Origin of the sequence: Mesorhizobium sp. M7A.F.Ca.CA.003.01.2.1 (assembly GCF_003998945.1) — a bacterium.
Lineage (GTDB): Bacteria > Pseudomonadota > Alphaproteobacteria > Rhizobiales > Rhizobiaceae > Mesorhizobium > Mesorhizobium ciceri.
The window spans coordinates 1-7,065 of the sequence record NZ_RZRA01000190.1 but is presented as its reverse complement, the minus strand read 5'-3'; the positions used below and the strand labels follow the sequence as shown (position 1 = coordinate 7,065).

Annotated in this window: 12 protein-coding genes; 6 read left to right on the top strand and 6 right to left on the bottom strand. The window is 57.5% G+C overall.

Annotated features, from left to right (window positions below; genetic code table 11):
* Positions 1-455: NAD-dependent epimerase/dehydratase family protein (locus tag EN969_RS10535; RefSeq protein WP_127419112.1), on the top strand; the 455-nt coding region annotated here is incomplete at its 5' end.
* 22 nt (positions 456-477) lie between these two features.
* Here the strand turns inward: EN969_RS10535 and EN969_RS10530 are convergent.
* From EN969_RS10530 to EN969_RS10500, 6 genes are all read right to left on the bottom strand, one after another.
* Positions 478-771 carry a hypothetical protein gene (locus tag EN969_RS10530; RefSeq protein WP_013532734.1) on the bottom strand — a complete coding sequence of 98 codons (294 nt, stop codon included), beginning with the start codon at positions 769-771 and terminating at the stop codon, positions 478-480.
* A gap of 6 nt (positions 772-777) precedes the next feature.
* Entirely contained in the window at positions 778-987 is a 210-nt protein-coding gene (locus EN969_RS10525) for a hypothetical protein (RefSeq protein ID WP_013532733.1), read from the bottom strand.
* A gap of 11 nt (positions 988-998) precedes the next feature.
* Positions 999-1,178: a hypothetical protein gene (locus tag EN969_RS10520; RefSeq protein WP_013532732.1), complete on the bottom strand. Its 180-nt coding sequence runs from the start codon at positions 1,176-1,178 to the stop codon at positions 999-1,001.
* Positions 1,179-1,736: 558 nt separating this feature from the next.
* Positions 1,737-2,447, bottom strand: coding sequence for an SOS response-associated peptidase (locus EN969_RS10510; RefSeq protein ID WP_013532730.1), 711 nt, complete (start codon positions 2,445-2,447; stop codon positions 1,737-1,739).
* A 192-nt stretch (positions 2,448-2,639) separates the two neighbouring features.
* Positions 2,640-3,419 carry a thermonuclease family protein gene (locus tag EN969_RS10505; RefSeq protein WP_244514276.1) on the bottom strand — a complete coding sequence of 260 codons (780 nt, stop codon included), beginning with the start codon at positions 3,417-3,419 and terminating at the stop codon, positions 2,640-2,642.
* Positions 3,420-3,468: 49 nt separating this feature from the next.
* Positions 3,469-3,894: a calcium-binding protein gene (locus tag EN969_RS10500; RefSeq protein WP_224674090.1), complete on the bottom strand. Its 426-nt coding sequence runs from the start codon at positions 3,892-3,894 to the stop codon at positions 3,469-3,471.
* 77 nt (positions 3,895-3,971) lie between these two features.
* Between EN969_RS10500 and EN969_RS35965 the strand changes: the two genes are divergently transcribed.
* The 5 genes from EN969_RS35965 to EN969_RS10480 form a co-directional block, all read left to right on the top strand.
* On the top strand, positions 3,972-4,721 hold the full coding sequence (locus tag EN969_RS35965; protein ID WP_244514277.1) for a hypothetical protein: 750 nt from the start codon (positions 3,972-3,974) through the stop codon (positions 4,719-4,721).
* On the top strand, positions 4,714-5,202 hold the full coding sequence (locus tag EN969_RS35960; protein ID WP_244514278.1) for an O-antigen ligase family protein: 489 nt from the start codon (positions 4,714-4,716) through the stop codon (positions 5,200-5,202). Before EN969_RS35965 ends, EN969_RS35960 begins: the two co-directional genes overlap by 8 nt.
* A gap of 143 nt (positions 5,203-5,345) precedes the next feature.
* Positions 5,346-6,227, top strand: a complete 882-nt coding sequence (rfbA, locus tag EN969_RS10490) for a glucose-1-phosphate thymidylyltransferase RfbA (RefSeq protein ID WP_013532727.1) — start codon at positions 5,346-5,348, stop codon at positions 6,225-6,227.
* Positions 6,228-6,782, top strand: a complete 555-nt coding sequence (gene rfbC / locus EN969_RS10485) for a dTDP-4-dehydrorhamnose 3,5-epimerase (RefSeq protein ID WP_013532726.1) — start codon at positions 6,228-6,230, stop codon at positions 6,780-6,782.
* 22 nt (positions 6,783-6,804) lie between these two features.
* Positions 6,805-7,065: GDP-mannose 4,6-dehydratase (locus tag EN969_RS10480; RefSeq protein WP_127419111.1), on the top strand; the 261-nt coding region annotated here is incomplete at its 3' end.

Here is a 7,065-nt window from a genome sequence, read left to right as displayed (position 1 = left end):
GGGGGCGCCCGGACATGGCGCTGTTCCTGTTCACCAAAAACATCCTTGCTGGCGAGCCGATCAAACTGTTCAACAACGGCAACCACACGCGCGACTTCACCTATGTCGACGACATCGCCGAAGGCGTGATCCGTGCCAGCGACAGCCCGGCCACGGGCAATGCCGCCTGGGACTCCAGCCGTCCGGATCCGGCCACAAGCAGCGCCCCCTGGCGCATCTTCAACATCGGCAACAACAACCCGGTTAAGTTGACCGCCTATGTCGAGGCGCTGGAAAACGCGCTCGGCCGCAAAGCCATCGTCGAACTCTTGCCGCTGCAGCCCGGCGATGTGCCCGATACCTTCGCCGACACCTCGGCGCTGGAGCAGGCGGTCGGCTACCGCCCGACGACGACAGTGACCGAGGGCGTCGGGCGGTTCGTCGAGTGGTACAAGGCGTATTTTGCGCGGGCATAGCGGAAGACGCCGGGTTTCATGCTCAGATTTTAAATGGTGTCTCGTTGCCTTCGTCAAGCTCTAGCGGAACAGGCAGATAAGCATTGGCAATTAGCCAGTCGCTGACGATCGTTTTGATCAAATCGGACTTGGAAACTTCCATCTCCGCTGCGATTCCAAAAAGTAATTCGTCTGTTCTCGTGCCCAGATCGACACCGGCGACGTTTCTAAGCATCAGGGCGGCCCTACGAAGTACAATTTGAAGGTCGGCGCGGGATATGTCCGCTATCTGGTCGGCGGCGCTCTCAAGCTCTCCTGCAAAGATCAGGCGGCTCATTGAAGGTCACTCCAGCACAGGCGGAGTAGGATCGTACCCGATTGAAACTATCCCCGGATGCCGATGGGCGATGGCGAGTATCTGGGTCTCAAGCTCACAGTTGTAGGCCATGAGCGCCTTCACGGTCTCAAGAGGGCTGTCGTAGCGGGCGATCAGCTTCACCGCTTCAGAGTGCAGTTCGGATTTGGCTTCGGTGTCGAAGTGCATTGTGCCCATGGTGCCTACTCCTAACGCGTCGCGCGGCGCTGCGGGGTGAGTGCGTCAAGTCGTTCCTGAAGGTGCCCGTTGAGCACGATCATTTCCTTGAGCGCTTTCATCACATCACCCTTGTGGACTGCAATGAAATCCTCGGCGTGGGCCTGGAGGGCAGCCTCCTGGCGGCTGTTCAGTGTCACAATTCGATCCATGGCATTACTCCATACGCTGCATGGGCGTAGTGAACAAAAAGGGAACATAAATGTCAAGAGTGAATTGACTCGGCGAGGAACTCATTCCTATTTTTGGCTATGCCGGAACAGAGCAGACGACCGCGCCGCCTTGTCCAGACCCTGTGCCGAGCGCATGAGGTTGGTCAGCTAATCCGTGTCCGGTGCATCAACTGCAACATTACACGCCACTATCTCCCCGGGGACCTCGCCAAATTGGTGGGGGACATTCCGTTTTGGGACGTTGACCGGCACATGCGCTGCGAGCGCTGCAAACGCCGCGAGCTTGATGTGGACATTCTGCTGCCAAGCGCATCGGAGGGCATGAAGATACGCGTGAGGCGACTTGTTGAAATCCGCATGGTACGACGCGTGATCTGGAGGGATGAATAACTGGCGCTAACAGCCCAACATTTCAATCACGTGCCGCCGATTTGCTTAGCGCCGCTTACGACGAAAAAACATCACGACCAAGATTGTAAGAAAGATGGCAATCGCAAGGCCCGGTGCAACGTCCGAGAGTATCCGAAGGCCAGCCATCTAGAACAACGAGCCTTGGCTTGGCGGTACTGGTGCCTGCTCGGGAAACTTGATCTGTGTGGCAGGCTTCTCGACAATCACAAGAGCATCATCCGGCGCTGTGCGTTGTAGCCGCTTCGCTTCCGACCATGGCGCTGTCAGCCAAGTCTCTGTTTCCTCTTGCGTCCTCAGGATCACCGGCATAGCTTTTTCATGGATCGGCTTGATGAGGGCATTGGGCGCGGTCGTCATGAAACCGTAAAGCTCGAAATCGCCGGGGCCGTCCTTTACCTTGCGGACCCCATGCCATGGCGTCCAGAGGCCAGCGAAGAAGAATAACGGGCGGTCCTCATTGAGCGCGAACCAATAGTTCCGCTGAATGCCTGTCTCGCGGTCTTTATCGCCGGGAGTTGGGCTGGGCTCTGCGAAGCTTGTTACCGGCACCACGCAACGGTTCTCGACGCCGACATACTGTTGCCAATGGCTGTACTGCGGGTTGCGAATGTTGGTAGTGCCGTAGTCAGCCTTGCCCTTGACGCGCTCGGCCGGCGTCGGCATTCCCCACAGGAGATTGGCTAGCTCACGGCCTTCAGGGGCGTTACGCACCACTGGGCCGGGCTGGTTGGGATAGATGTCAACGGACGGTTCAAGGTTGCCTAGGATGTCCCGCAAAGTCCGGGTCCACTGGCGGACCGCCTCTTGTGACGTGGTGATGTTGTAGAGATTGCACATGCGGTGAATGTGCCTAGCAGCGAACCGATCAGCAAGCCCCAACGGGGATATCCTGTTGCGACTAGCCCCGGTAATAGATCACCGTAGGATCAAACCAGTGTACCCGTACCGACCAAAAGAGAGAAAGAGGGGCTCCAAACCGGAATTTCTCGACTGTTGGGCCACTGACCAGTCCTCCGTCGTTCTCGGTATTTAGCAAAGCGTTTCGCACGCAATCCCGTCACTATCGCGATCCAGCCTGCCGCCCCATGAGCAGTTGCTGAGATACCATTGGGCTTCAGCGCAAGAGCTTATCTGAGAGCATTTACGGCGAGGCTCGCACGAATAGCCTTGTGACTGAGCCTGACGGCCTATGATACCGAGAGGCTGATTGGCCGCGGGCTGCGTATCTTCGGCGTGCTCGGCGCGCCACGTCCATGGGTCTTCGAAGAAGCCTTTCCACAGGCCGAGCTTGGCAGCCTTGGCGACCGCTTGTTGGGATGCATAGCCGCCATGGCTGTATTTGGGCCAGTCGAGGGCCAGCCCATTCTTGACGAGCCAGGCCGCCACGTCGGCTCCGTCCGCCCGGTAGCAATTGCCAACGAAGCGTCCGTATTGATCCCAAGTGACAAACTCGCATCGTAAGGGCTTCGATTTAGCCATGAATTTTTCGAGGGAAGTTTTGGCCTGCCATCCACATGAATACCGAAAGTGCTTCGCATCCTCGCACTGTTGATCATACTCGGGTGCGTCGATGCCGTTGAACCGAACGCGCGTCCCATTGATCTCAATTGTATCGCCATCAACTGCCGATGCGCGGCCTTGAAGCACTTCCCCGTTGGTTTGCTGACTGGGTGCGGCCGGTTCCTCGACCTGCCGTGTAACGCTCTGGGTGAGATTGCTGGCCTCCGGTCTGATCTCAACGGTGGCCTTTGGATTTGGCGAGGTAATGCCCGGTCTCTGGTACGGAACGGGATAATAATACGCGGCCAACGCAATGACTGCGAGCCAGCCTAGCCCTCCTTTCCTTGTTCGAGACAACCTATTTTCCCTCGCACCCAATGCCGTCGCGATCACCATCGAGCCCGTTAGGATCAGAGCCTGTGATCTGCACCCCAGGGGCAACCACTGCATTGTTTCCGCTGCCGCCTGCACAGTCCAAATCAGCGCTACGGGCTCGGGTCGCACCTCGGTATCCGTTGAAGACTGCCACCGCGCGCGCTCCGTCGCCTTCAATACGCGTGTTTTGGCTATTCGGATTGAACGGATCGACAGTTTGCAAAAGCATATTTGAGCGGTTCGCATCGCCGGCAGCGAGCGTCACCGAGTCATAATTATTCAAATAGTCGGCAGTGCAGCCTGAGATGAACGCAACAACTGTTGCGGTCGAAAACCAACGCCAATTCATGAAGGTATCCCCCGACACCAAACCCATCATGCACCTTTTGAATTTTGTTGTCGAATCCACTCTCTAATCCGTTTGCCTTGTGACTGGGCGTTTCCCATACAAGGCGCCGGGAGTGCTTTATTGGGTAAGGTCGATTCTTGAGCTATTGGGTATTTTTGGGTATTTTTTTAGGTATGGCCATGAAGATCGGTTTCCTGCAAATCACCCCTGAAACCCTTGCTTTGGTCTCGGAGATCGACGAATTCAAAGGGGCCGTGTTCTGTTTTCAAATCGTGCCGCTGCCTGCCGCCCTGTTGAGCGGATTGCGGCCTGAGGTTCTACTTGCAAATCCGTGGCTGAGCGGTGAAACCGGGCTGCGTTTCGTCAGTGTCGGCGTGGGACGTACGATCGAGTGTCTGTTGTATTTCGTGGCGATGGCTGCATTCTTTCTGAGCGTCACCCGCTTGCGCCCAGATCAGGTCTACGGCCTTCTGCCCTTCTTTTTCATGGGTGTCATCTGTAACGGATTGGCTGCGGCGATCCAGTATTCACTCTCCGATACGGTTGCCATACAGGGTTTGTTGCCGTTCACGATCAATGCGGGACTGTTTGCCAACCAGAACCATTTTTCAGCTTTGCTCTTCGTCTCCATCCCCTTCGTTGTCTACTACGGCCTGTTTCGCGGGCACCTTCTGTCCGGGTCGCTCGGCTTGATAACGCTGCTGCTGTTGCTTCTGGCCGCCGGTTCGCGCGCCGGTATTCTGATAGGGCTGGCGATCACCATGGTATCAGTCGTCTTTCTGTCCGCGCGCTCGAGGCTGGGCGGGTATGGAATACCCGCTGTCTTCATCGGGCTTTCACTCTACACGATCGGGGGCGTGGACGAAGATCGATGCGGAAGTGGTTGACCCGGCCTTTGGACGGGCCGAATTTGCCCGCACGACGATCGCGGGAATTGAAGAGAACTGGGCGACGGGCGTCGGCTTTGGGAGTTTTCCGAAGGTCTATCAGATTTACGAAAAGGGAGAGATGATCTTCAAGCCCTACGTCAATCACGCCCACAATGATTATCTGGAATTGGCACTTGAAGGTGGCGCTCCTGTTGTCTTTCTGGTCGCAGCTTACGCGATATTGCTTTTTGCGTTTTCCGTTACGGCACGGCGAGATCCGCTGCAGAAAATGGCGTTTCTCTCAGTATCGTTTCTGCTCGTTCATTCTCTGGTCGATTATCCCTTGCGAACGGCGGCACTGGCGATGACCTTCGCCTATATGAATGGCGTTATCTTTCACAAGGGACTTGCTGAGCGGCTGAGCCAGAGAGGCGAGTCGACCGCCGCCCATGATGACAATCTGCTTGTTCCCGTCAGGCCGGCCCTGGCAAGACGATAGCAATGCGTCGCCTGAATTGGCCATGGATTGGCGCCGGATCGTGACCCAGTCATTTGACGAACGCCGAGATTGACAAGCCAGTGCATGGAACCTAAGCACGGGCGGCTAGGGCCGGGGGGTTCAGGCATGTCAAGGAGAGCTTCTTGAAAGGAATTATCCTTGCTGGAGGCAGTGGAACGCGTCTTTATCCACTAACATTAGCAGTCTCTAAGCAAATTCTGCCGATATACGACAAGCCGATGATCTATTATCCGCTGAGCGTTCTGATGCTCGCGGGTATCCGAGAGATTCTGATCATTTCGACGCCGCGTGACCTGCCGGTTTTTCGCGATCTGCTTGGCGATGGATCGGAGTTCGGGCTCGACCTGTCCTATGCCGAGCAGCCGCAGCCCAACGGGCTGGCGGAAGCCTTCATCATCGGCCGCAATTTTATCGGCAAGGACAACGTGTCGATGATCCTCGGCGACAACATCTATTTCGGCGATGGGCTGTCGCAGCTTTGCCGCGACGCTGCCTCGCGCGAAAAGGGCGCTTCGGTGTTCGCCTATCATGTCGAGGATCCCCAGCGTTATGGCGTGGTTTCCTTCGACAAGGCCACGGGAACGGCGCTGACGATCGAGGAAAAGCCGCAGGTGCCGAAATCCAACTGGGCGGTCACCGGTCTCTACTTCTATGACAACGATGTCGTCGACATCGCCCCTGCCATCCGTCCCTCGGCGCGCGGTGAGCTCGAGATCACGGCGGTCAACAACGTCTACCTTGAGCGCGGCCAGTTGCATGTGCATCGGTTGGGGCGCGGCTATGCCTGGCTCGACACCGGCACCCATGACAGCCTGCATGAGGCCTCGTCCTTCGTGCGCACCATCGAGCACCGCCAGGGCATCAAGGTCGCCTGTCCCGAAGAGATAGCCTTTGAACAGGGTTGGCTGACTGTGGACCAGGTTCTGCGTCGCGCCGATCACCTGGGCAAGAACGAATATGCCGCCTATCTGCGCCGGCGTGTCGTCGACCTGTCGGAGGCCTAGGTGCTGGAAGTCAGGCCCCTTGGCATCGATGGCGTTCTGGAAATCGTTCCGAAGCGACATGGCGACGCGCGCGGCTTCTTCGTCGAAACCTACAATGCCGAGCGCTTTTCGCAGGCCGGCATAGACTTGGCTTTCGTGCAGGACAATCATTCTTATTCCGCCGCGGCGGGCGTCTTGCGAGGGCTTCATTATCAGCTTGCGCCGCGCGCCCAGGACAAGCTGCTGCGCGTCATCCGGGGCAGCATTCTCGACGTTGCGGTCGACATTCGCCGCAGCTCCAAAACTTTCGGAAAATGGGTCGCTCTCGAAGTGTCGGCCGAAAAGGGCAACCAGATTCTGGTGCCGAAAGGCTTCGCGCACGGCTTCGTGACGCTCGTGCCCGACACCGAGGTCCTGTATAAGGTGACCGATACCTATTCGCAGGCGCATGACCGGTCGATCCGTTTCGACGATCCCGCCATCGGCATCGAATGGCCGTCATTGACCGGCGGGTTCCAGCTCTCGGACAAGGACCTGAAGGCGCCGCTGCTGGCTGCCGCCGAGGTGTTCGCCTGATGGGTTATTTGAGGACAGCGGCATGAATTTTCTGGTGACGGGCGGTGCTGGCTTTATCGGTTCGGCGGTATGCCGGCATCTATGCGCCAACCCGGCCTATCGGGTGACCAATCTCGACAAGCTGACCTATGCGGGAAACCTGGCCTCGCTGCGGCCGATCGAGAACGCACACAATTATCGCTTCGCGCAGGCCGATATCTGCGACGAAAGGGCCGTGCTCGACATCCTCCGGCGCGACGATATCGACATCGTCATGAACCTTGCCGCCGAGAGCCATGTCGAC

Bases quoted from the DNA above. Each gene is read 5' to 3' on its own strand.
- EN969_RS10530 (WP_013532734.1), bottom strand. From the start codon at position 771: ATGAGCCGCCTGATCTTTGCAGGAGAGCTTGAGAGCGCCGCCGACCAG.
- EN969_RS10525 (WP_013532733.1), bottom strand. From the start codon at position 987: ATGGGCACAATGCACTTCGACACCGAAGCCAAATCCGAACTGCACTCT.
- EN969_RS10520 (WP_013532732.1), bottom strand. From the start codon at position 1,178: ATGGATCGAATTGTGACACTGAACAGCCGCCAGGAGGCTGCCCTCCAG.
- EN969_RS10510 (WP_013532730.1), bottom strand. From the start codon at position 2,447: ATGTGCAATCTCTACAACATCACCACGTCACAAGAGGCGGTCCGCCAG.